General features: G+C 35.9%; 20 protein-coding genes and 1 pseudogene. 15 read left to right on the plus strand and 6 right to left on the minus strand.

From position 1 onward, the window contains the following. The 5 genes and pseudogenes from yfcC to COD11_RS02690 all read left to right on the plus strand — a co-directional run bounded on the left by yfcC (position 1) and on the right by COD11_RS02690 (position 5531). The gene (gene yfcC / locus COD11_RS02670; protein ID WP_098795209.1) at positions 1–1503 is read left to right on the plus strand and encodes a putative basic amino acid antiporter YfcC; all 1503 of its coding nucleotides are present in this window, start codon (positions 1–3) and stop codon (positions 1501–1503) included. Positions 1504–1530: 27 nt separating this feature from the next. Further along, positions 1531–2700 (plus strand): beta-aspartyl-peptidase, encoded by a 1170-nt coding sequence (gene iadA, locus COD11_RS02675; RefSeq protein ID WP_098795210.1) that lies wholly within the window; start codon positions 1531–1533, stop codon positions 2698–2700. Between the two features lie 105 nt (positions 2701–2805). Further along, the gene (locus tag COD11_RS02680; RefSeq protein ID WP_098795211.1) at positions 2806–3246 is read left to right on the plus strand and encodes a GNAT family N-acetyltransferase; all 441 of its coding nucleotides are present in this window, start codon (positions 2806–2808) and stop codon (positions 3244–3246) included. Between the two features lie 209 nt (positions 3247–3455). Next, on the plus strand, positions 3456–4706 hold the full coding sequence (locus COD11_RS02685; protein ID WP_098795212.1) for an MFS transporter: 1251 nt from the start codon (positions 3456–3458) through the stop codon (positions 4704–4706). Between the two features lie 103 nt (positions 4707–4809). Next, positions 4810–5531: pseudogene (locus COD11_RS02690) on the plus strand (DUF421 domain-containing protein). A 220-nt stretch (positions 5532–5751) separates the two neighbouring features. On the opposite strand, the gene COD11_RS02695 reads toward COD11_RS02690, so the two are convergent. The 6 genes from COD11_RS02695 to COD11_RS02720 all read right to left on the minus strand — a co-directional run bounded on the left by COD11_RS02695 (position 5752) and on the right by COD11_RS02720 (position 14377). Beyond that, on the minus strand, positions 5752–7785 hold the full coding sequence (locus COD11_RS02695; protein ID WP_098795213.1) for an ABC transporter ATP-binding protein: 2034 nt from the start codon (positions 7783–7785) through the stop codon (positions 5752–5754). Beyond that, positions 7786–9528 carry an ABC transporter ATP-binding protein gene (locus tag COD11_RS02700; protein ID WP_098795214.1) on the minus strand — a complete coding sequence of 581 codons (1743 nt, stop codon included), beginning with the start codon at positions 9526–9528 and terminating at the stop codon, positions 7786–7788. A 574-nt stretch (positions 9529–10102) separates the two neighbouring features. Then, a complete protein-coding gene (locus COD11_RS02705) occupies positions 10103–10717 on the minus strand; it encodes a hypothetical protein (RefSeq protein WP_098795215.1) in 615 nt (204 codons plus the stop codon). 18 nt (positions 10718–10735) lie between these two features. Next, positions 10736–11908, minus strand: coding sequence for a ParM/StbA family protein (locus COD11_RS02710; RefSeq protein ID WP_098795216.1), 1173 nt, complete (start codon positions 11906–11908; stop codon positions 10736–10738). A 451-nt stretch (positions 11909–12359) separates the two neighbouring features. Next, positions 12360–13199: an oxidoreductase gene (locus tag COD11_RS02715; RefSeq protein ID WP_098795217.1), complete on the minus strand. Its 840-nt coding sequence runs from the start codon at positions 13197–13199 to the stop codon at positions 12360–12362. Between the two features lie 128 nt (positions 13200–13327). Continuing rightward, the gene (locus COD11_RS02720; RefSeq protein WP_098795218.1) at positions 13328–14377 is read right to left on the minus strand and encodes an NAD(P)/FAD-dependent oxidoreductase; all 1050 of its coding nucleotides are present in this window, start codon (positions 14375–14377) and stop codon (positions 13328–13330) included. A gap of 185 nt (positions 14378–14562) precedes the next feature. Between COD11_RS02720 and COD11_RS02725 the strand changes: the two genes are divergently transcribed. The 10 genes from COD11_RS02725 (at position 14563) to COD11_RS02770 (ending at position 25679) form a co-directional block, all read left to right on the plus strand. Further along, on the plus strand, positions 14563–15384 hold the full coding sequence (locus COD11_RS02725) for an ABC transporter ATP-binding protein (RefSeq protein WP_098795219.1): 822 nt from the start codon (positions 14563–14565) through the stop codon (positions 15382–15384). A gap of 102 nt (positions 15385–15486) precedes the next feature. Beyond that, positions 15487–15780, plus strand: a complete 294-nt coding sequence (locus COD11_RS02730) for a Dabb family protein (RefSeq protein ID WP_098795220.1) — start codon at positions 15487–15489, stop codon at positions 15778–15780. Between the two features lie 193 nt (positions 15781–15973). Next, entirely contained in the window at positions 15974–17107 is a 1134-nt protein-coding gene (locus COD11_RS02735; RefSeq protein ID WP_231308694.1) for an NADH-dependent flavin oxidoreductase, read from the plus strand. Positions 17108–17273: 166 nt separating this feature from the next. Beyond that, positions 17274–17813: a hypothetical protein gene (locus COD11_RS02740; protein WP_098795221.1), complete on the plus strand. Its 540-nt coding sequence runs from the start codon at positions 17274–17276 to the stop codon at positions 17811–17813. A 16-nt stretch (positions 17814–17829) separates the two neighbouring features. Beyond that, positions 17830–18513 carry a response regulator transcription factor gene (locus COD11_RS02745; protein WP_098795222.1) on the plus strand — a complete coding sequence of 228 codons (684 nt, stop codon included), beginning with the start codon at positions 17830–17832 and terminating at the stop codon, positions 18511–18513. A 2-nt stretch (positions 18514–18515) separates the two neighbouring features. Then, on the plus strand, positions 18516–19520 hold the full coding sequence (locus tag COD11_RS02750; RefSeq protein ID WP_098795223.1) for a sensor histidine kinase: 1005 nt from the start codon (positions 18516–18518) through the stop codon (positions 19518–19520). A 128-nt stretch (positions 19521–19648) separates the two neighbouring features. Continuing rightward, positions 19649–20410, plus strand: a complete 762-nt coding sequence (locus COD11_RS02755) for an ABC transporter ATP-binding protein (RefSeq protein WP_098795224.1) — start codon at positions 19649–19651, stop codon at positions 20408–20410. After that, positions 20400–22346 carry an ABC transporter permease gene (locus COD11_RS02760; RefSeq protein ID WP_098795225.1) on the plus strand — a complete coding sequence of 649 codons (1947 nt, stop codon included), beginning with the start codon at positions 20400–20402 and terminating at the stop codon, positions 22344–22346. The genes COD11_RS02755 and COD11_RS02760 overlap by 11 nt, the downstream gene beginning before the upstream one ends. 628 nt (positions 22347–22974) lie before the next feature. Beyond that, positions 22975–23955: a glycoside hydrolase family 43 protein gene (locus tag COD11_RS02765; RefSeq protein ID WP_098795226.1), complete on the plus strand. Its 981-nt coding sequence runs from the start codon at positions 22975–22977 to the stop codon at positions 23953–23955. Between the two features lie 566 nt (positions 23956–24521). Next, on the plus strand, positions 24522–25679 hold the full coding sequence (locus COD11_RS02770) for an endo-1,4-beta-xylanase (RefSeq protein WP_098795227.1): 1158 nt from the start codon (positions 24522–24524) through the stop codon (positions 25677–25679). Positions 25680–25681 lie beyond the last annotated feature (2 nt).

Genomic DNA, 25681 nt, shown 5'->3' on the forward strand with positions numbered 1-25681 from the left:
ATGAAAAAAGAGAACAAAGTTTGGAAAATGCCACATACTTTTATCATCGTTTTCTTTGTTGTTATTTTAGCAGCTGTTACAACATTTCTTGTGCCAATTGGACAATTTCAAACTGAAGAAATTACGTACACTTCCGATGGTCAAGAGAATACAAAAACTGTCCTTATATCTGATAGCTTTGAGTACGTAAAAGATGAGGAAGGAAATTTAGTCCGTCCTGGTACGAGTTTGTTTGAACCCTATGGTGAAGCAGGCTTTTTAAACTATGTGTTTGAAGGTTTAGTTTCCGGTGATAAATGGGGATCAGCAGTAGGTGTTATTGCTTTTATTCTTATCATTGGTGGGGCATTTGGTATTATCATGCGCACGAAAGCAATTGATGAGGGGCTTCTGAAAGTGATTGACCGTACAAAAGGTCGAGAAGCTTTGATCATTCCAATTATGTTCGTTCTCTTCTCCTTGGGAGGAGCAGTGTTTGGAATGGGAGAAGAAGCAATTGCTTTTGCCATGATTCTAGTACCTCTTATGGTTGTTCTCGGCTATGATGCCATCACTGCTGTCATGATTACTTATGTTGCCACGCAAATCGGGTTTGCCACTTCATGGATGAATCCATTCGGCGTTGCCATTGCCCAGGGAATATCAGGGGTACCTGTTTTATCAGGAACACCTTTCCGAATGATTATGTGGGCTGTTTTCACAACGGTTGGGATCATTTATACATGGAGATATGCATCATCCATTAGAAAAGAGCCAACTCGCTCTGCTTCCTATGATACGGACGATTATTTTCGAAAAGAAGCTCAAAAGCAAAACATTTCTTCAAATTTCACGTTAGGTCATGGGCTTGTTATCTTAACCATTGTGGCTGGAATCTCTTGGATTATATGGGGCGTTGTTAAGCATGCTTACTATATTCCTGAAATTGCCTCACAGTTTTTCACAATCGGTTTGGTAGCTGGGATCATCGGAGTTATCTTTAAACTAAATGGTATGACTTTAAACGATATTGCAGAGGGCTTTACTAACGGGGCCAAAGATTTACTTCCTGCAGCCTTAGTTGTTGGAATGGCAAAAGGAATCGTGATTATCCTCGGTGGTGATAGTCCTGATTCACCATCTGTCTTAAACACGATGTTATATGGAGCTGGGCAAGTTATTGGAGATTTTCCAGAAGCATTATCTGCTTGGTTTATGTATGTTTTCCAGTCTATTTTTAATTTCTTCGTTGTGTCTGGATCAGGTCAGGCAGCTTTAACAATGCCGCTAATGGCACCTTTAGCAGACACTGCTGGTGTAACGCGACAAGTCGCTGTTTTAGCCTTTCAGCTAGGTGATGGATTAACCAATATTATTGTTCCAACATCTGCTGCTTTAATGGGTGCTCTTGGTGCAGCTAGAATTGACTGGGGCACATGGGCAAAATTCATCATTAAATTTATGTTATTATTGTTTGTACTATCTAGTATTTTCATCTTTATAGCTGTATTTATCGGCTATTAATTTAGAGCTAAGAAAGGAGCATGTCAGGTGTTAACGCTTATAAGGAACGGAGAGGTATATGCTCCTGATTATTTAGGTAAAAAAGACATTCTTCTCGTTCATGATAAAATTGGATTTATCGAAGACCATATTCCTGTTCCAGCAAATTTTGTAGATATAACAGTAATCGATGCTACAGGAATGAAAGTTGTACCCGGATTTATTGATTCACATGTTCACATTACCGGCGGTGGTGGCGAAGGAAGTTATAAAACCCGCACTCCTGAACTGCAATTAACAGATGCTACTTTTTCAGGCATTACCACCATTATTGGTGTGATTGGCACCGATGGCACAACAAGAACAATGCCCAATTTAATTGCAAAGGCACGTGCTCTTGAGGAAGAAGGTATTACCTGTTATGTGCATACTGGATCCTATCAGGTTCCTGTTAAAACGCTAACCGGGAAAATTGAAGATGATCTTATCTTAATTGATAAAATCATCGGTGTCGGGGAAATTGCGATTAGTGATCACAGATCTTCACAGCCGACTGTAGAAGAAATGGCGAAGCTCGCATCTGCGGCCCGAATTGGTGGGATGCTTTCTGGAAAAGCAGGAATTGTTAATATTCATGTTGGTGACAGTAAAGATCACCTGGATCTTATTCTAAAGGTCCTTGAAACAACAGACCTTCCAATTCGTCAATTTTATCCAACCCATATCAACCGAAATCCGCATCTTTTTGAAGCAGGCATTTCTTATGCGAAAAGAGGTGGCTGGGTTGATTTTACAACAAGTACCATTCCTAAGTTTCTTGCTGAAGGGGAGGTCTCCTGCAGTCAGGGCTTAAAAAGAATGTTAGATGAGGATGTACCGATTGAACAAATTACCTTCACCTCAGACGGGCAGGCGAGCCTTCCTGATTTTAATGAAGACGGTGAGATGGTCGGTTTAAAAATTGGCAAGGTAAATACACTTTTTCAAGCTGTAAAAGATGCTGTTCAAATAGAACATATTCCGTTAGAAACCGCCTTAAAAGTCATTACCAGTAATCCTGCTACTATCTTAAAACTGAAGCAAAAAGGCGAACTAAAGACTGGTAGTGATGCTGATATTGTGCTTTTAGATCAGGATCTTTCCATTCAATCTGTCTGGGCTAAAGGGCAACATATGGTATCGGAAGGAAAAGCACTTGTGAAGGGTACCTTCCAATAGTGATTATAGTTAAAGCCTCGATTTTAGAGGCTTTTTATTTTTCTTCTCACAACATCCGTAAATCCCTCATATACTGTTGCAGACCATAACCTATGAGGTGTTTTTATGAAGATTAGAAAAGCCACACAAAATGAAACAAATTCCCTTCTTCATATGACAATTAATACAATGAATGAAAGCTCAATGGGAACTGTTAAAAATGATTTTCATACGGGAATGAATATGTTCGTGCCTTTATTAAATAGTGGTGCTTATTATCTTATTGCACTTGATAAACAGGTGATAGCAGGCTGGGTTCTACTAGGTCCTGATTTTAATCCAATGAATACTCGAAAAACAGGCAGCATTATTGCCCTTTATGTATTTCCACAATATCGAAAAGCCGGAATAGGGAAGCAACTTATGAATAAAGCAATTGATGAGCTAAAGTCTGAAGGATATCACAAAGCTCAACTAAATGTTTTTACTGGTAATCCCGCAAAATCATTGTATAAAAAGCTAGGCTTCAAAGAGATTTCTTCCATTATGGAGATGGATATCAATTAAAAAGATTTTCCATCTTCATATGGTTTTTTATTTCTAGTATTCGCATACATATAATGTAAACGCTAACACCACTCTTCTTCTCCCTGTATCTGAATATCATGCATTGATATTGTTAATGCTTTATTAACTCAATGTAAAATTTTAGTAACAATCCTCCTTCTTTTTAAAATTCTTGTAGAATAGAAGGGAAAGTCTACTAGGGAGGCAAACTGATGAAGCGCTTTACTAAAGAAGAAAATAGTTGGATTTTTTATGATTGGGCAAGCTCTGCTTATTCTATTATTATCTCTACAGCTGTTTTTCCCATATATTATAAGGCAGCTGCAACGAACGCAGGAGTAAGTGCCGCAAACTCTACTGCCTATTTAGGTTATACAATCTCTATTGCAACCTTTATATTGGCTTTGCTTGGACCTATATTAGGAACAATTGCTGACTATCAGGGCTACAAAAAGCGATTTTTCTCCTTCTTCTTTACATTAGGAATGGGATTTACCGCACTACTCGCCTTTATCCCCTCTGAGCAATGGCTTCTTTTGCTAGTTTGCTATACATTGGCTGCAATTGGCTTCTCTGGGTCAAACATTTTCTATGATGCCTTTTTGGTAGATGTCACAACAGAGGAACGAATGAATCGTATTTCTGCCCGTGGATTTGGACTTGGTTATATCGGAAGTACCATACCTTTTATTATCAGCATTGCCATTATTGTTTTAGCACAAAGTGAACTTATTCCACTTTCAACAACAGTTGCAAGTAAGATCGCATTTATCATAACCGCAGTTTGGTGGGGACTTTTTGCTATTCCACTATTTAAAAATGTTCACCAGCGTTATTATATTGAGCGTGAACCAAATCCGGTCTTTAATAGCTTTAAACGACTTGCTCAAACTCTAAAAGAAGTTCGAAAACATCGTGCTTTATTTCTATTTTTATTAGCCTATTTTTTCTATATTGATGGAGTTGGAACAATTATTACAATGTCAACTGCCTACGGAACTGATTTAGGTATTAGTTCTACAAGCCTGCTCATTATTCTCTTTGTTACACAAGTTGTGGCTGCTCCATTTGCTATTCTATACGGTAGATTATCTGAACGCTTTACCGGTAAAAAAATGCTCTACGTTGGAATCATCATCTATATGGGTGTCTGTATTTATGCTTATTTTCTTGATTCAACAATGGATTTTTGGATATTAGCTATGCTCGTCGCTACTTCTCAAGGTGGTATTCAAGCATTGAGTCGCTCTTATTACGCTAAGCTTATTCCGAAAGAGAAGGCAAATGAATTTTTTGGTTTTTATAACATCTTCGGAAAATTCGCTTCCATTATGGGACCTTTGCTAGTAGGGGTAACGGCTCAAGTAACAGGAAATTCAAGCAGTGGTGTATTTAGTTTAGTCATTCTGTTTATCATCGGTATTCTTATTTTAATAAAAGTGCCTGAACCAAAGGCATAAGTACTTCTTCGAGACGATTTCTTCGTCTCTTTTTCTTTTCAGTGTATTTTATCCAATGCTTTTGGCTACCCTTTGGCTATTAATATGAAAAGGGGTGAAAAGGTTGGAGGACTTAATGAAGGACTTACTTATTGTCCTAGGACGTGTTGTCACGATTCTACCTTTATTGCTTTTTATCACCATTTTCATGGGTAAGCGTGCTATTGGGGAACTTCCAATTTTCGATTTTCTCATTATCCTCACTTTAGGTGCTGTTGTTGGTGCAGATATTGCAGATCCTAACATCAAACACCTTCCAACTGCTTTTACGATTGTTGTCATTGGACTATTTCAGAGGCTTGTTGCTAGGTGGAAGATTAAAAATCGAAAGTTTGGAAAGCTCATTACCTTTGAACCTACACTCGTTGTTCAAAATGGGAAATTACTGAGAGAAAATATTAGCCGAATTCATTATTCAATAGATAATGTTCTTCAAATGTTAAGAGAAAAAAATACTTTTGATCTAAATGAGGTAGAGTTGGCAATTATTGAAGCAAATGGAGCACTAAGTGTTTTAAAAAAAGCTGAAAAACAAACTGTAACAAAAGAAGATATGAAGCTTAATAGCTCTAGCCCCTCCATTTCCTTTCCAGTTATGATGGAGGGGAAAATTTATGAGAACACACTGAGTTATTTTCAAGTAGACGAAACGTGGTTAAAACAGCAATTAGCACACAAGGGTATAATTACGAGAATATCTTTTATGTTTCGCTTAACCGCAACCTTGATTTATCTATTTCATTCAATGATGAGAAAAGTGAAAGGCTTCCTCCCCTATATCATTAGATAAGAAAAAAAGATGAAAGGGTGGATAATGAATCCACCCTTTCATCTTTTTCTTTTTACACTCTGTTAGTTTTTCTGTTACGAACGATTTTCTTTACAATTGGATAGATGATAGGAGCCCACTTTACTAGATTCTTTACGAATTTTTTCATTGTTAACCTCCTATTACTCGTTATATTCCCCGGAATATAGGAGGTTAAACACGCTTCCCGCTCTCTCTTTATCCTACGTTTGATACTTCTTTTCCTAGCTGTAATTGATGCATGTTATAATACTTTCCTTTTTGCTCTAGGAGTTCTTCATGATTTCCTCTTTCGACAATCTCTCCATGATCTAACACTAAAATTTGATCTGCATTTCGAATCGTTGATAATCGGTGCGCAATGATAAATGTTGTTCGTCCTTCCTTTACCACATTTAATGCTTGTTGAATCATTGCTTCAGTTTCTGTATCAATATTAGCTGTTGCTTCATCAAGTATTAAAATTGCCGGGTCATATGCTAATGCCCGCGCAAACGAAATAAGCTGTCGTTCTCCCGCTGATAACGTGCTACCCTTTTCTAAAACTGGCTCTTCAATTTGATTAGGTAGCTGTTTAATAAATCTCTCTGCACCTACATCTCTCAAAGCTTTTCTTACCCGTTCTATAGGAATTTCATCATTTCCGAGGCTAACATTTGATTCAATTGTACCCGTAAATAGAAACGGATCCTGTAACACAATGCCCATGTGCTTCCGCAGCTGTTGACGCGGAATTTGGCTTGTATCCATAGAATCTATCGTTATCTTTCCGCGGTTGATATCGTAATATCGAAATAATAGGTTTATAATGGAGCTTTTCCCAGATCCTGTGTGACCAACTAACGCAACTGTCTCTCCTTTTCTTGCTTCAAAGGAGATATTTTTTAATACATCATTTTCACCATCATACGAGAATGATACATTTTCAAATGCAACGTTTCCTTGAAATCTAGGAAGGATTTCTGTGTCCACTACTTCCCCTTTTTCATCGAGTAATTCAAATACACGCTCTGATGCAACACGCGCCTGTTCCAACTGTGCAAGCTGATTTACAATATCCGTTACAGGCTGGAACAATCGATTTAAATAATCTACAAAGGCATACAAAACACCAATTGAGATGATACCTGTTGCTGTTAGTGATTGCCCTCCGAAATACCAGATTAATGCTACAAAGGTGGCATTTCTTAGCACATTTACTAAGTTATGGGAAGTTAAAGCATTTAAACTTAGTAATTTATTTTGATACGTGAAGTGCTCTCTATTCAGCACCTCAAATTCATCAATTGTTTTCTTTTTTCGACGAAATGCCCGAATAATCGTCATACCTTGTATCGACTCATTTACCACTCCATTTATATCACTAACACGAGTACGGATTAAATGATTATAGTTAGAAGCTACTTTACGGTAAAGCACCGTCCAAATAAACAAAATCGGTACAACAAGCAATGTAATCAGTGCCAGCTTGACGTCTAAGAAAAACAAAGCAATTAAAATTCCTGTCATATAAATACCACTTGTGAAAAAGCTTGCTAACACTTTTACATATAATTCCCTTATCGCCTCTGTGTCGTTTGTTACACGTGAAACAATTTTCCCGGCGGGACGATTGTCGAAATATGAAAGTGGTACTCTTTGAATATGCTCAAATACATCTGTTCTCATTTTCTGAATAATACGGTTGGCTGCCTTTTGTAACAGCAAGGACTTTCCATATTGAAAGAAAGCTGCAACCAAGAGCAATCCTACATAAATGCTTAGAAGAGAAATAATCGGTTTAATTTCAGGCTTATAAAATGCTAACAGTTCTTCTCTCGTTAGTTTATTTACAGGATAGTCAGCAGTTTCATTCCCTTTCCCAATTGTTAATATTTGGTTATTTATAGACCTCTTACCATCAAATGTTAAATGCTCATTTGTTACATAGAAGGAGCGCCCAACTTGCACAACCTGTATTTGAGCTTCACCAACTATCTGATCTGAAGTTATATCTGTACTCTTTTTATAATTCTTACCTTTATAGGTGACGGATTGTTCATCTTCCTCTAACACCTCTACCCACGACTTTTCAACCCCCATCATATGGTGATCAATCATCCTTTTTGCTATAAACGGACCTGTTAACTCTGCTGCTACTGCAAAGGTTAGCATAGCAAGCGCAATAAAGATTGTTCGTTTATAGTGAAGTGCATATTGAACTAGGCGTCTTCCGGTTGAGGGATTCTTCATTTAGCTCACCTCCCCATATGAATCTGCTTGTTGACGATCAAATTGTTCTTTGTACCATTTTCCAAGCTGAATAAGCTGTTCATGTGTTCCTTCTTCGATTATTTTTCCTTCGTCCATCACGATAATCCAATCTGCATGCTGGACGGCCGATAAACGATGTGCAGTAATGAATGTGGTTTTTCCAGCTCGTTCATGACGTATGTTTTCAATAATCTTTGCTTCTGTTTTTCCATCAACCGCCGACATGGAATCATCTAATAAAAGAATTTCAGGATCCTTAATTAGTGCCCGTGCAATTGAGATGCGCTGTTTTTGCCCACCTGAAAGGGCTACACCTTTCTCTCCTACAAGAGTGTCTAGGCCTTTCGGAAGAATAGACAAATCAAAGGCTGCTGAATTCAATGCGGACTTAATTTCATCTTCATTAACATTTTCTTTTCCAAACTTAAGATTTTCTCTAATTGTTCTAGAAAATAAAATCTGTTCCTGTGGCACATAGCCAACCCATGAATGAATGTCATCAATTAGAATCTCTTCAATTGGTTGACCTGAAACGAGAAGTTTCCCTTCACCTAATGGATACTCTCTTAGCAGCTGCTTGAGTAATGTTGTTTTGCCAGAACCTGTTTTTCCAACAACACCGATTGTCGCTCCTCTTTTCACCTGCAAAGAGATGTTTTTTAAATTATCTGTTGTTGAGGTTGGGTATCGGAAAGTTACATTAGAAAACTCAATATTTTCTGGTATGCTAATGTGTTTAGGATTTTGCACATCCTTAACGTCTTCTTCATAGGCTAGAGTCTCATTTACCCGGTCTAATGAAGCGTTTCCACGTTGAAGAATATTGATTAGTTCTCCAACAGCAAACATCGGCCAAATTAACATTCCAAGGTAAATGTTAAAGCTAACTAATTCTCCTAGAGTAATCAACTGGTTGAACACAAGATATGCACCATAGCCCAAGCCAATCACATAGCTTAAGCCAACAAGGATTTTAATGGTTGGTTCAAACAGTGCATCGACCTTGGCGACAGCGATATTTTTCTCATAAACATCTTCTGTCATTTCTTTGAACCGCTCTTCATCCGCTTTTTCTTGTACATATGCGCGAATAACCCGCACTCCTGCTATTGATTCAAGTACATTGTCATTCAAGTTCCCAAAAGCATCCTGGGCAACAGTAAAACGTTCGTGAATGAGCTTCCCAAAGTAGTTAATAGCAATAGCCATTAACGGAAGTGGGATCAGTGCAGCTAGAGTAAGCTTCCAGCTAATTGTGAATCCCATGACAAAAACAATGATAATCATAAACACAGTTGAATCGACCAAGGTTAAAATACCAAACCCGGCAGTTAACGAAATAGCTTTTAAGTCATTTGTTGCTCGTGCCATTAAATCACCGGTACGGTTTTTTTCAAAAAATCTAGGTGTCATCGCAAGCAAGTGTTTCATAAAACGATATCTTAAAATCCGCTCAATTAAGTGCGCTCCTCCAAACAATTGATACATCCATACATAAGTTATCGCATAGCTGACAATGATGAGCGCAATAAAGAAAAACAGAAGCTCACGTAACCGTTCAGCAGTCATCTGACCAAACTGAATATCATCAATGGCTATTCCAATTATCTTTGGTGGAATAACATCTAAAATACTAACGAAGATCAGTAGTGAAATGGCTACTGTGTACCGTTTCCAATATTTATAAAAAAACCATCTTAATTTTCCTAGTACTGAGAACATTCATATCCCTCCTTTGATATCAAATAAAATGTCTTCAGTTAGCCACCTTCCATCCAATCTAAATAAATACGAACTACCTTTTGTTTTAACATGCTCAAAACTCCTTTCATTTGTAAAAAAGTATCTATATAAACGGGCAGATATGATACCCGGAATAAACAGAAAAAGGCATTATGCATGTGTAAAGTGCATAATGCCCGAAAAAAGACAATATAAAAACGCACGTCACAATAGTGATGACCTGCGCAGAAAAGTAAGTTAAGTGTTAGATCATTTTAAAGAAAGTTATGGCGGGTCACCTTACAATATGAAATTTTGCTATAAAATCGCACTCTTACAATTTCCATTTTGTAACCCTCCAATTTTTGTAAATTAATTCATTTTTATTGTATGTTTTTTCAAATCGTACTGTCAACGTTTTTCTGAAATTATTTTCCTGTTCAGTTATATGCTTCTTCATTATACAATTATGACTAATTTTTAACTTTAATCCATGAAAAGCACTGTGCGCACCTTGTAAGAAGGTTGCCCAGGGTTGGGCAACCTTAAAATAGACGCTATCAGAAAAGCTTGATTATTTATTCATACTAGCCAGAAAGTCACCTAAAAGATCACTTAAGTCATCTACTGGTTCATCTTCCTTCGCTTCACCCTCTATCGTAGCAGCAACTTCATTTTCTGTAGGGAAGATATCAAAATCAGCAATATCATCTTCAAGTGCATTTACTACTACACTCTCTTCTTCTTCATTATTCTCTACCTGATTAACAGGGAAACCTTCCACTTCTACATCCATCGGGACATTTTCAACTTCCTGTAAATACAGAGCTTCATCTATATCCAGAGAATTACTAGTTAATGAAGCTAATATCGATGTTGCTCTGACTGGATCAGATAATAGTTGATAAACAATACTTCCCATTAGTGCCTCTGAATGAGAATGTTTTAGCCAATTTCGTTGATCTTTTGATAGTTGTTTTGGCAAAGGAAGTGTAATCATTTCTTTCTCTTTTTTTAATGAGCTGCCCACTCCTTCTAATACAAAATCAGCGATTGTACTAGAAAAATTTCTTTTCTCTGTTTGTTTTAGTTTCTCCAGTTGTCTTACTAAATGATCAGGGGTATCAGAGGGAAGGCGAAAGGTAATAGCCTGTCCCCTTTTTATGGTTGGTGCGCCCTTTTTATTCATATAACCACCCAATTTTAATTAGACTGTTTGCTTCTCATTCTTTTTCGGAGGCTCGCTGGTTTTTCTGACAAAATCGGAAACTAGTTTATAATAAGCATTTGCCATCATCCAAATACTTTCGTTTTCATCTTCAAAAAACTCAATATTGTAGCCATCTAAACTATTATTTAACATCTTAATATAATCTTTTAGAACAATGGCTCCTCCACCAACAAAATAGCAGATTTCTGTTTGTGAATTTTTTTGCCATACGTTTCGTAGATGACGGTATTGTTTCTTAGCAAGCTCAAGAAGAATGCGGTCCGTAATATCATGTACGTTTGTCCGACTACCTTTTACCATGATGTGGTGGCGATCATTCTTGCGTGTAATAATATCAACCACATCTCGACGGCTGTCGAGCTCTACACCATGTTTTTTACGAATTTCTTCTCTAATTGCTTCTAATGACTCTGACACACCAAGATTAAAGCCCTGTGCTTTGTCATCATCTACATTACGATTTTTAATCACAGCAATATCCGTCGATAAGCCGCCAATATCTTGAATTAAAATTTGCTTATCTATTAAATCACGATTGATAATTTTTAAATCTTTGTCCATAACAAGATTAATAAAAGCAGCAAATCCTTCTGGATAAACCTTTACTTCATCAAACTTAATATTAACTTTTAACCCTTGGTATTTAGGAGTTACTAAAAATTCAACTTGATGAACAGATCCAAGGAGTTGTGAGCGATAGCCAACATCTTTACCTTCCTTGACTTCACGAAGTGGCAAACCTGTTCCTAACGTATAATTTGCATCAATAACATTATTTGTTTTTTTGAAAATAGAAGAGTTTTCTTCTCGAACGGCATCTAGTGCCAGGGAAGTAAAAAGCATAACAAGTGTCTGATCTTCTTCTGATTTTGTGCTACCTGGATCCAATTCACTTGGGTTATCACTTTTTGTTGCGAGGTTACCAACTCGATAGATCGCATTGTTTTCCTTTAAGGCAGGGGAATGAACTCTTACATGAATCCCATCTAATGGATCTTTATCATTTAATTCTTCTATACCAATGACTGGTCGGTCCTCAGTGTCTCTTGCAATAACATTAGGGATATATAATTCGTAATCTACTTTTCCAAAAAGCGCCTTCACGCAATCATTTCCAACATCAACTGCTGTAATTCTAGTTTTACTCATCTAACCATCCCTCTCAATTTAATCGTGAGTTACTAAATCAGTGAATCTAGTAACTCAAGGGTAAAGGTAGGGGAGAGAAGCGTCAATATTACTTTCGTTGTGTTCAATTTGAATACATGTATACAATTTTGTCTACATTTGTAACAAAATTGTATACACCCTTATATGACGCGGTGTATACGCATTTGTATACAAGTACACATCATTGTAAACAATATGTACACAATATGTTTACATGTATACAGCGACGTATACAGTGGAATTTTGGTGTTTTTCGACAGTATCTTCTAACCCTTTTGACCTAGTTGAACTTTTGTTTCTACATCAGTTTTTATAGAAAAATGTAGGTTATTGGAGAAATATTTTTTCATTTTTAATAGAATTCTTCCTAATTTGATAGATTTAAGAGAAATAACTCAACAACAAATAAGATCAAGCTAATGCTTGATCCCTACCTTAACTTACTTAATACGATTTTTTCGAATATCGTCCACGGCACCAACATTTTAAAAAGGAGCGTCATCTTAACCCCTCTTCCGATTGCATAACGCATGGTAGGTTTATTCTTTAATGCAATGGCTGTGATTAGCCTTGCTACGTTCTTTGGATTTTCAAACTTACTTGATCCACTTTCTATATGATCTTCAAGCTTCCTCATCATTTCATAATAAGGTGACTCTTTTTTGAGAGAATTCTCAGTTACCTTCTTTCCCCTCGTCCATATATTTGTTTGAAATGAGCCTGGCTCTACTAATATTACGTCTATACCAAATGACTTTACTTCTAGTCGGAGTGACTCACTCCACCCTTCTAACGCATACTTTGAAGAAACGTACGGTGATAAGCCTGGAAAACCAACTCTACCACTAATGCTGCTAACATTAATTATTTTTCCTTTGGACTTCTTCCTCATTATTGGAAGTACAGCTTGTGTGACAGCTATTGCACCAAAAACATTTGTTTCAAACTGACTTCGATACTCATCAATTGGAATTTCCTCTACAAAGCCAGCTCCTGCAAATCCTGCGTTATTAACCAATACATCTACTTGCCCTACCCTTCCCACTAATTCCTTAAATAGACTAACTGATTCTGCTGATGTCACATCTAATTCATGAATTGTTATATTATCCGCTATTCCAGAGCTATTAGCCTCACTTAAAAGAGTTGTGTTCCTTTTTTGATCACGCATAGTTGCAATAACTTCGTATCCATTTTTCGCTAACTCTAATGCTGTTAACATTCCAAACCCGCTTGAAGCTCCTGTAACAACAGCTATTTTCTTTATCATACATACTCCCCTGCCTCTTTTATGTATCTTCTATTTCCATTATATCTATAATTATATTTCTTCATTATGCATAATAAGAAGAAGTCCTACGTAGGTTCGCAGGACTTCTTCCTAAAAAAGCAGCCTATTTAATTTATCATTCTTTTAACCAATTCACGATTACGATCTTTAAATACTTCATTATGAGAAGATACCATTCCTACTTTTGTAGCATCAGGCTGAATATATTGCTTTGCTTTGTTAACAGCATTTGCAGCATCCTGAAAGGCACCTGCAATTAAGTGAAGCTTTCCATCATGAGCCAAAATATCACCAGCCGCATAAATTCCTTCTATTGAAGATTCACTAGTTGCATTACCTGATATATAAAATTGATCTTTTAATGAAACTTGCACATCACTATTTTGAAGCAGTGATGAATCTCGTTCATATCCATGATTGATTACCACTTCGTCGATCGGGAGATATGTCACTTCTCCTGTTTGATGATTTGTTAGTTCAACGCTTTCAATTTCTTCATGATTAGCACCGGCAACTAATTTCGTTATCGAAGTGTGAAAATAGCATTCAGCTTTACTCTTCATTAGTTGACTAATCTGTGCTTCATGGCCGTTTAACTCCCCTTTTCGGTAAGTTACGATTACTTTTTCAGCTATCGGCTCTAATTCGTTTGCCCAGTCAATTGCTGAGTTACCTCCACCAGATATAATGACTGTTTTATTTTTAAAACGTTTTAAGGATTTTACTGTGTAATGTAAGTTAGATACCTCAAATTTTTCAGCACCTTCAATTTCAAGCTTTTGAGGATTTAGTATTCCACTGCCAACAGCAACAATCACTGTTTTGGAATAATGCTTTTCCCCTGAAGATGTATGTAAAATAAAGATTCCTTCTTCATTACGTGAGATGGACTCCACTTTTTCATTTAATACAACTGTTGGGTCAAAGGTTAGGCCTTGCTGGACAAGCTGTTGAATTAGCCTTTCTCCAAGAATTGGGGTCTGTCCCCCAACGTCCCAAATCATCTTTTCCGGATAAACATGAATTTTCCCGCCTAAATGTGGCTGAAATTCAATGATTTTTGTTTTCATTTCTCTTAATCCACTATAAAAGGCTGAGTAAAGTCCTGCTGGTCCTCCCCCAATAACAGTTACATCAAACAGTTCCTGTGAGTCCATTACATTTCACTCCTTAGCTTGAATTTCTATTAATGATTATCATTCTCATTTAACTATACTATGATTCGTTATTTTTTACAATATAGTTTAGAGTATTGACATTAGAACATAGGAATTATAGAATCTAACTAAATTGAGAATCATTTTCATTTATAAGTTGAAAATGAATAAATGGAGGGTTAATAATGGCTCGCCTATATACAAATAACTTAGAAATTGGTTATGGTGAACGACTGATTGTTAAAGACTTAAGTATAGAAATTCCAGATAAAAAGATAACAACAATTATTGGTTCAAACGGTTGCGGAAAATCCACTTTATTAAAAGCCATTACAAGAATCATTCCGCACCAATCTGGAACTGTCATATTAGATGGAGAAGATATTTCCAAGGGAAACACCAAGCTTCTTGCAAAGAAGATGGCAATTCTCCCCCAAACACCTGAAAGTGCGAGAGGTTTAACAGTTGGTGAACTTGTTTCTTATGGACGCTTTCCTTATCAAAAAGGCTTTGGTCGCTTAACAAAGAAAGATTATGAAGTCATTGATTGGGCACTTGATGTGACAGGAACAATTGACTTTAAGTTCCGACCAGTTGATGCGCTATCAGGTGGGCAACGTCAGCGTGTGTGGATTGCTATGGCCCTTGCTCAGGAAACAGACATCATCTTTTTAGATGAACCAACTACATATTTAGATATGGCTCACCAATTGGAAGTATTAGAGCTTCTTCAAAAGTTAAATAAAGAGCAAGAGCGCACAATTGTTATGGTTTTGCATGACTTAAACCAAGCTGCACGCTTTGCTGACTATATCATCGCATTAAAGGACGGTCAGGTCATTAAAGCGGGTGATTGTGAGGAAGTTATCACACATGATGTGTTAAGGGATGTTTTTAACATTGATGCTGAAATTGGCAAAGATCCACGTACAAATAAACCGATGTGTATAACTTATAATTTATTAAAAAAGAATTCTTCTGCTATTCACTCTACTGCTGTTATTTGATAATTGATATCCAATAACACAAAATGTAAAATGAGATAGAAATTGCCGCTTAGTTAGTTGGCAAATACTATACATAAAAGTCATTGAAATGGAGAGAAACAGATGATTCAACGTACTGTACTTATTAAATTCGAAGAAACAACAACACAAGAACAATATCAAGAAATGATTAGTCGTTTTACAGCATTAAAGAACGTGTTAACTGGCATTGTTGAAATTCATGCAGGTCTTAACCTTGCTGAGAAAAGCAAAGAATATCAAATTGTTTTAATGGTTCGCTTTGAGGATCAAGCAGCCCTTGATGCTTATGCAGCTAACGAAGATCATCAAGCTGTTGCAGCATTCATTCGCGATTCTGGTAGAATTGACAGCATTGGTGTAGATATTGAAATTTAATTAAACAGAGAAAAGACATTGCAAGGAATTGTAGTGTCTTTTTATTTTTAATTTATCTTCCCTCCTCCCCTCCTTAAAATATACTTTCAACATTTTTTCATAAACCCTAACACATTTGCTAAGCATATTTATGTACAAACAAAGATCATTTTCTTAATATAACAAGTACACTAAAACAAGGAGGAAGATACAATTGAGTAACAGCTTTTTATCTACATATACATTACCTAATGGAATAGAATTAAAAAACCGTCTCATCATGGCTCCAATGACTAACTTCTCTTCTCATCAAGATGGAACTGTAACTGAAGAAGAAGTAAATTACTATGCACGCCGTTCTAATGGAGTAAGCATGGTCATTACTGCTTGTGCCTACGTTACGCCTAATGGCAAAGGATTTCATGGTGAATTTGGTGCAGATAAAGATGAAATGATCCCAAGCTTAGAAAAGCTGGCAACAAGAATTAAAGAGCAAGGTGCTAAAGCTGTTTTGCAAATTTTTCATGGCGGAAGAATGTGTCCTCCTGAATTAGTACCTAACGGTGAAATTGTTAGTGCAAGTGATATTCCAGCTGAAAACGGTGGGGTATCAACTGAAGAACCTGAGAAGAAACCAAGAGCCTTAACGGAAGCAGAGGTTGAGGATATCATTCAAGCCTTTGGCGAAGCAACACGTCGTGCGATTAAAGCAGGCTTCGATGGAGTAGAAATTCATGGTGCTAATGGTTACTTAATTCAACAGTTTTTCTCTCCACACTCTAATAGACGTGAAGATCGATTTGGTGGCAGCCTTGAAAAGCGAATGACTTTTCCTTTAGAAGTGGTTGATACAGTGAAAAAGGTTGTTCAAGAACATGCTAAAGAACCTTTTATTGTTGGCTACCGTTTTTCACCGGAAGAACCCGAAACACCTGGTATCGCAATGGATGAAACTCTAGCTCTTGTAGATGCTTTATCAAATAAAGGCCTTGATTATCTACATGTATCATTATTTGATTTCTTCTCAACACCTAGAAGAGGTGTGGAAGATTTAACAAAAACTAGAATCTCTTATCTTCAGGAAACAATTAATGATCGTGTACCACTAATTGGTGTAGGATCTATCTACTCAGCCGAGGATGCTCGTAAAGCCTTTGAAACAGGAGTACCTCTTCTTGCATTAGGAAGAGAACTTATCATTGATCCTGATTGGGTTCAAAAGGTAACAGACGGCAAAGAGGACGAAATTGTTACAGAAATAAATAAAGATAAACAAAAGGAACTCGTTATTCCTGACCCACTATGGAACGCGATTATCAATACACCAGGTTGGTTTCCTGGCGTTTAATACTTATTATATAAAATCACTCACGAATTCTATGTTCGTGAGTGATTTTATACCTCCTTAGCTCCTGTCATAATATATGTGTACCCCCTCACTTATTACGGTATATTTTTCCAATAGGTTATTTTATAATAGTAATAAAAAGCATCTTTTGAAAGAGGAAAATACGATGAGCACAGAAAAAAAACCTCCTTTATTGGCATGGTTTGTTTTAATAGGTGGAGCATTATTCCTCATCAATGCCCTTCCTGGTTTCATTTTTTTATTTTTAATGAAATTTAATCAATCAGGTTTCTTTCATTTTTTTTCACTCTTTTATCTTATCATTGCCCTTGTGATCATTCTTGGTGCAATTTGGGCGATGAAGCGTTCTTTTGATAAGATTAAAAATTTTCATGTTTTGAAAAAGGAAACGAACATGCAAGATTCCCTACTAACTACCAGTACACCTTCAGAAAAAACATCAACAACAATCTGGCCATGGCTTGTTTTAATTCCTGGTGGCTTGCTACTCGTTAGTACAGGTCCTGGTATAATCATGTTGCCAATTATGCCTTTGTTCTTAGCCGCAATGTCAACCGATTCAGGAGCCAATCCTGATTATGTACCTTTGCTCATTATCGTAATCGGATATGGACTGATGATTGGCTATATCACTTTAGTTGTTCTAGCTATTAAAAAATTAAGAAAAAGAGAGAAATTAAACTAGTAGTGTGGTGAAAATTTTGTTTAAACTTTTAGTTATTGAAGATGATATGACCCTATTTAACGAAGTAAAAGACCGATTAGCTGGCTGGTCTTATGAGGTGCATGGGATTACTGATTTTAGCAAGGTCATGGAGGAGTTCATTTCTATTAATCCAGAGCTCGTCATCATTGATATACAGCTTCCTAAATTTGATGGATTTCATTGGTGCCGAATGATTAGATCACAATCAAATGTTCCAATTATTTTTCTCTCTTCAAGAGATCACCCTACTGATATGGTGATGTCTATGCAGCTTGGTGCTGATGACTTTATTCAAAAGCCCTTTCACTTTGATGTTCTCATTGCTAAAATTCAAGCGATTCTTCGCAGAGTTTATGATTATAGCATTGAACAGCTAACAGTGAAAACATGGTGCAATGCCACAGTTGATTTTGAAAGAAATACTGTGGTCAATGATGTTGGTTCTATAGAACTGACAAAAAATGAAATGTTTATCTTAAAAATATTAATTCAACATAAAAACAAGATTGTTAGCCGGGAGAACATTATCAATCAGCTATGGGATGATAAGCGTTTTGTTAGTGATAATACATTAACTGTTAATGTAAATCGCTTGCGGAAACGGTTGGATGAGATTTCATTAGGAAGTTTTATTGAAACCAAAGTCGGACAAGGCTATATGGCCGTAGAAGAGGTATAAACATGATAAAAACATATCTTCTGGAGCGACGAAGCTGGATTGTCTTTTTTATTTTCCAAAACCTGCTTCTCCTTTTTATTGCCTATATTGACCCAAAAATTTCGCTACCATCTATAGTGTATGTAACCTTCTTAATGACCCTTATTTTACTCCTATTCCTTGCTTTTCGTTATCAAAAAGAAACAAAGTTTTATAAAGCTTTACAGGAACGGGAAAAAGATTTTGATTTAACGCGCTTAATGAAGCCTGACAGTCCGTTTGAGCAGATGATAGAAAGTAGTTTTATTGAGCAAATAGACTACTTAAAAACGATAGCCTCAAAAAATCAAGTCATGTTAGAGCAGGAAAAAGATGATTTATTATCATGGATTCATGAAGTGAAAACCCCTCTAACAGCCATGCATTTAATGGTTGAAAAAATAGAAGATGATACATTGAAATCCCAGATAACCTATGAGTGGCTTAGAATTCACTTACTTCTTGATCAGCAGCTTCATCAAAAACGATTGCTTTTTATTGAGAATGATTTGCTAATAGAAAGAACAGACTTAGAAGCTTTGTTGTTTCAGGAACTAAAAACCTTACAATCATGGTGCATTCAAAAAGGAATTGGTTTTGATATCGATCTTCAAAAAACAGAAGTATTAAGCGATACAAAATGGCTTGCTTTCATTGTAAGACAGCTTCTAACAAATGCTGTTAAGTATAGTAAAAACTCTGATATTCATATTAAAAGCTATCAACAAGATGAACATACATACTTACAAATACAAGACTTTGGTCGAGGAATAGATGTGAAAGATCTCCCTCGTATATTCGATAAAGGCTTTACCTCTACAACCAATCATGATGACCAATCAGCCACAGGAATGGGATTGTATCTCGCAAAAAAAGTAGCTAAACCCTTGTTAATTGAGATTACCATTCAATCCGAGGTGGGCGTAGGAACAACCATTATACTTACCTTTCCAAAAAGAAATGACTTTGTGAATGTAATGAGCATGTGACAACATTGTCACATGCTTTTCTATTTTGTTAGATCAATCGAGGGAAAAGCTGATTTCCCTTTTTTATAATGAAGTTAGATGAGATGAAAGCTAAAGATAAATTCGTAATGAAAGGGAGTTATTCCATAATGAATATTTTAGAAGCAACGAAAATCCATAAAAGCTTTGGCAATAAGTTTAATAAACAAGAGGTTTTAAAGGGAATAGATATCACGATTAAACAAGGTGAGTTTGTTAGTATTATGGGGGCATCCGGTTCAGGGAAAACCACGCTACTGAATGTCCTTTCCTCCATTGACCGAGTCAGCAGTGGTTCTATTATGATCCAAGGCAATGAAATGACGAAGCTTAAAGATAAACAACTTGCACAATTTCGAAAAAATCATTTGGGTTTTATTTTTCAAGATTATAATCTGTTAGATACTCTTACTGTGAAAGAAAACATCCTTCTTCCATTATCTATCACAAAAACACCTAAAAAAGAAGCTGATCAAAAGTTTCAAGACTTGGCTACTGCCTTAGGCATTTATGAACTAAAAGATAAATATCCAAATGAAATATCCGGTGGGCAAAAACAGCGAACATCTGCAGCAAGGGCGTTTATTCACCAACCGAGTATTATTTTTGCAGATGAGCCTACAGGAGCTCTTGATTCAAAATCTGCTTCAGATTTATTGCATAAGTTAAGTGAGTTAAATCAAAACCGTCAGTCTACCATTTTGATGGTCACACATGATCCAACTGCGGCAAGCTTCTGTAATCGAGTGATTTTTATAAAAGATGGACAAATTTATACTCAATTAAATAAAGGTGCGCAAGATCGACAACGCTTCTTCCAGGATATTATCAAAACTCAAGGTGTATTAGGTGGTGTAAAATATGACCACTAATCAGCTTATATTTAGAAGCTTAAAGAAAAATCTTAAGAACTATTATCTCTATGCGTTTGCTTTAATTTTTAGTGTTGCTCTTTATTTTGCATTCGTTACCTTGCAATATGATCCCTCTATGGATGAAGCAAAGGGTACAGTCAAAGGAGCAGCAGCTGTTAAAACAGCATCCATTTTACTTGTAGCGATTGTGAGTATTTTCCTTTTATATGCAAACAACATTTTTATCAAAAGACGTAGTAAAGAAATAGGATTATTTCAATTGATTGGGATGACAAAAGCTGAAATCTTTCGGATTCTAAGTACAGAAAATCTTATTCTCTACTTCGGCTCTTTATCTATAGGCATCTTTATCGGCTTTTCTTTTTCAAAGCTAATTACCATGATTTTATATAAAACAACAGCGGTTGATGAGATTGCTACCTTGCATTTTTCTTGGCAAGCTCTTGTCCAAACGATTTTGATATTTGTGGCAATCTATCTGCTAATTATCGGAATGAACTCCTTATTTATTAAGAAGCAAAGCATTCTCTCTCTTTTTCGAGTAACTTCTACAACAGAAGGAAAAGTGAAGAAAATATCAGTTATAGAAACCATAATTGGGGTTTTAGGATTAGCTCTTATTATATTAGGCTATTATGTGTCTTCTAAATTATTTGGTGGGGATTTTACAACGATTAATGTGTTATTTTTTGCGATGACCTTTATTTTAGCTTCCGTAATTATCGGAACCTACCTTTTTTATAAGAGCTCTGTCCGCTTTATTGCAAACATTATTAGAAGGAAAAAAGGTGGATATTTAAATATTAACGAGGTTTTATCTCTTTCTTCTATTATGTTTCGGATGAAATCTAATGCCCTTTTACTTACCATTATTACAACTGTTTCAGCTCTAGCCATTGGCTTGCTGTCTCTCAGTTATATTTCTTATTATTCGGCTGAAAAGCAAGCACAAAATAGTGTTCCAGAGGACTTTGCTATAACAAATGTTGAAGATGCAGATACTTTTAAAGATGAATTAGAAGCTGCTAATATAGCATATAAGGAAAAGAAAATGGAGGTTCTTCAAGTCAATACGAACCTATCGAATATTTTAGACGCTAAATTAGAAGGGTTAAATTACCATCCAAGCGCTATGCCAATGCCTGTTATTAGTGAGAAGGCACTTAAGGGTATTGATGTTGCAGCAGATGAAACTCTTTTTACTGGCTATAATGATTTTCTGCAAAAGTTTATGAAAATGAAAAACTCCGGTCAAATTGAACTGAAGGGAAAAAATGAGGTCATTTCACAAAAGCTGATAGGAATAGAAAAACATTATCCTATTTCATGGTATTTTACCAGTGGTGGAACACCTACCGCAGTTGTTGACGAATCTACATTTGAGCGTTTAAAACAGGATCTTGAACAGGAAATACAAAGAGAATCTTCTATTTACATCGGGTTAAATATTAATGATGAGGATCATATACAAAAAGCTAATGACCTTTTTCAAAAGCTGGGGTTTGACCAGAATGAAGCACATGATTCACAACTAGCTATGGCAAACGGTCAAAAGAGGACAATGGGGTTAGCGATGTTTATCGTCGGATTTTTAGGATTAACCTTTCTGATTACGTCAGGATGTATTCTTTACTTCAAACAAATGGATGAAGGTGAAGATGAAAAGTCAAATTATACGATCTTAAGAAAGCTTGGATATACTCAAGGAGATCTACTTAACGGAATTAGAATGAAACAAATTTATAACTTCGGTATTCCATTGTTTGTTGGTTTACTTCATAGTTATTTTGCTGTTCAATCTGGATGGTTTTTATTTGGAACTGAGGTATGGACACCGATGATTATGGTAATGGTTGTTTATACTGCGTTATATTCAATCTTTGGTATTTTGTCTGTTTTACATTATAAAAAAGTGATAAAAGAAGCTTTATAGTACGATGGCCCCTTACTTTTTGTTAACGGGTTCGGTTTTGAAGTGTAAAATTAGAAATACTGTACAGTAATTCGATGATAAATTAACAGATAATATGATTAAATGCTTGGAACATTGTGTCTCCAAGCATTTTTTTGCACTCTATAGTTAAGTCTTCTGAAAAATAAACGGAAAAATTCCGTTTAAATTAGGAAAAACCAACATTTCTCATAAAATATGAGGAATTTTTCCGCTTATTTGAACCAAATCTAAAGATTTGGTTATATTTATAGAGGTTAACCGGAATATATCCGCTTATATCGGCTATTTATACACCTACTATATACCTTAAGCGGAATTTCTCCTCCTATTTATTCTTCCTATACCTTCACATCAACAATGAATAACATTAGATACTTTTCTTTCTAAACTAATTTCAACTTAAATATCCAAAACCATACCACATTCAGTACATCAATCCCAATTATGCTGTTTTAATAAAAACAAATGGTAATTTTAGTATGTGCCGTTTGCTAATTAAAGTATTTGGGTAATTAAAATAATTTCGTATTGTTTGTTTAATTAATAAACAAAGTTTGCTATAATTAATACAAACGCTTACAAATTACTAATAGATAAGGAGATTAAAATGAGTAAACTACCACAACCTAAACAACCTATCGTAGAACATATTTTTACTGCAGATCCTTCAGCACATGTATTTGAAGGCAAAATTTACATCTACCCTTCACATGACTTGGATCATAATGAACCTTCAAATGACAATGGTGATCAGTATAAAATGGAAGATTACCATGTATTATCAATGGATAACTTCGAATCTCCTTGTATTGATCATGGAGAGGTCCTTCATGTAAAGGACATTCCTTGGGCAAAGAAACAATTATGGGCACCTGATGCAGCATTCAAAAACAACACCTATTACTTATTTTTCCCGGCAAGAGATCATGATGATATTTTTAGAATTGGTGTTGCAACAAGCACAAATCCTGCTGGCCCTTTTACTGCTCAAGAGAGCTATATCCCAGGGAGTTTCAGTATAGATCCTGCAGTATTAGTAGATGATGACAACAAATCTTATATCTATTTCGGTGGTCTATGGGGAGGTCAGCTAGAAAAGTGGCAGACTGGAAAATTTAATCCAAATGGTGAAGGTCCTGCAGCATCAGAGCCAGCATTAGGTCCGATGGTAGCTGAGCTAGAGGATGATATGCTTACATTCAAATCTGAACCTCAAGAAATCTCAATTGTTGATGAAGATGGTCATCCAATCCTAGCTGGAGATGAAGAGAGAAGATTTTTCGAAGGAGCTTGGGTCCACAAATATAATGATGAGTATTATCTTTCCTATTCAACGGGAACAACTCACTGCATCGTTTATGCAACAAGCAAAAACCCACAAGGTCCATTCACGTATAAAGGAAAAATTCTTACTCCAGTAACAGGATGGACCACTCATCATTCAATTGTTCAGTTTGAAGATAAATGGTATCTATTTTATCATGATTGCTCTTTATCAGACGGAGTCGATCATAAACGCAGTGTGAAGTATGCAGAAATACACTACAATGAAGACGGCACTATTCAGACGATTGATCCTTATAAGTAAGATATTTAAGAACACTACAATGTGGTTATTGTAGTGTTCTTTTACTTTTTTATGGGAATATAAAGCTCTTACTGTAAGAGTGTTAGAGTGTTAGAATCATAGAAAATATGGCATTGGTACTAGCTATGCCTTAATTAGACCAGAAGTAAGACTTTTCCTCTCTACTTCTTTGGCTTATCACTGCCAGAATGCTCATATAGTTATTCTCAACCTCCACATTTTCAAAGTCACTCTACTTTCACTTAGAACACCTGCTTCTCTATCTCCTTTTGAAAACTCCAAACATAGGAAAATTTTCACAGATTAACTTCTTTACCTATAAAACAAATCGTTACTATTTTACTGAATTTATTAAATTGTAAAATAACTTTGTTTATTTAGTAGCCAAACAAAGTTGAAGTTGTTATAATCAAATTCAGTTAGGGCTCACCTATACATAATTAACTTCCTGCAGAAATGTAAGCCCTTACTTGTTGGTTGAAATATATACAAAGGAGGTTCGTTAGAGTTATTCAGAAGCTGTTTTAGAAAGCCTTTCAAATCTATTTTAAAAAGGAGATTAAAACATGTTAAACGTATTACGTAAACCAATTATTTCTGGATTAGCCCTAGCCTTATTATTACCTGTAGGAATGAGTACTGCTTCTGCTGCTACTACGGAAAAACCTAGTATTAGTGCCTTAACAGCACCACAGTTAGACCAAAGATATAAAGACTCCTTTACAATCGGAGCTGCTGTAGAGCCAAGTCAATTAGAAGGTAAAGATGCAGTCATGTTGAAGCGCCATTATAACAGCATCGTTGCTGAGAATGTGATGAAGCCAATTAATATTCAGCCAGAAGAAGGAAAGTTTAACTTTAAGGAAGCTGACAAGATTGTTAAATTTGCAAAAGAAAATAATATGGACCTACGCTTCCATGCCCTTATCTGGCATAGCCAAGTTCCAGAGTGGTTCTTCCTTGATAAAGATGGGAAAAAAATGGTTGATGAAAAAGATCCTGTAAAACGTATGAAAAATAAAAAGCTAGTATTAAAACGTGTTGAGAATCATGTTAAAACGATTGTTAAGCGTTATAAAGATGATGTGAAATCTTGGGATGTTGTTAATGAAGTCATTGATGATGGCGGTGGTTTACGTCAATCAGAATGGTTTAAACTCACAGGAACTGACTTTATTAAAGTAGCGTTTGAAACTGCTCATAAATACGGTGGAAAAGATGCTATGCTTTATATTAATGACTATAATACAGAAGTAGAATCAAAAAGAGATGACTTATATAATTTAGTAGTAAAACTTTTAGAGCAGGGCGTGCCAATTGATGGTGTTGGACACCAATCACATATCCAGCTTGGATGGCCTACTTTACAACAAACAGAAGATTCTATCAATCTATTTGCAGATCTTGGTTTAGATAATCAAATTACAGAACTTGATGTAAGTCTTTATGGTTGGCCACCAAAACCGGCTTATAAAACATATGGTGAAATCCCAGCTGAAGTTTTTAAAGCTCAAGCAGAACGCTATGATGCATTATTTAAATTATACGAAAAACTAGATGACAAAATTAGTAACGTTACCTTCTGGGGAATTACTGATAACCATACATGGCTAGATGATCGTGCTGAGGAGTACAATGATGGCGTAGGAAAAGATGCACCATTTGTATTTGATCCGAATTACAAAGTAAAACCAGCTTACTGGGCAATAATTGATCATAAATAAAA

Origin of the sequence: Bacillus sp. AFS040349 (assembly GCF_002577655.1) — a bacterium.
In the GTDB taxonomy this organism is placed as follows: Bacteria; Bacillota; Bacilli; order Bacillales; family Bacillaceae; genus Metabacillus.